Source organism: Chryseobacterium sp. S90, from assembly GCF_047444895.1.
Lineage (GTDB): Bacteria > Bacteroidota > Bacteroidia > Flavobacteriales > Weeksellaceae > Chryseobacterium.
The window spans coordinates 1-366 of the sequence record NZ_JBLGCX010000026.1; the positions used below are offsets into that span (position 1 = coordinate 1).

Annotated in this window: 1 protein-coding gene; it reads right to left on the reverse strand. The window is 34.4% G+C overall.

The window, feature by feature from the left end; translation table 11 throughout:
• Window positions 1-366 (reverse strand): hypothetical protein (locus ACLMCG_RS23105; RefSeq protein WP_413961450.1); only part of this gene is annotated, 366 nt, incomplete at both ends.

Below are 366 nucleotides of genomic sequence, written 5' to 3' on the forward strand. Positions count from 1 at the left end.
TTCTTATTCTTTATCAAACTTTCTTCATATCCTTGAGAGTTAAGTAGTGATATATTAATTTTAAAATGTCCCGGTCTATCTCCTGTAATCCCATAGTTTTTGCCGTAATATGTACAAAAGGGGGTAGCGAGTCCCATATAGTCAACGTATATATATTTTTTATCATCCGCATATACTATGAGTGGTAGATGTAAGGCTCCCCCTCCGTATTCAAGTACTTTATCACATTTTACCTCCTTACTATTGAATGGTGGCTGATACTGTAATTTAGAAGTTAGTAGATTTGTCCTGGGTGAAGTATAGTACTTCCGTTCATTAGCTAGATCGATAGCATTTCCAAATTTATTCCTTCCGATAAAACAAAAT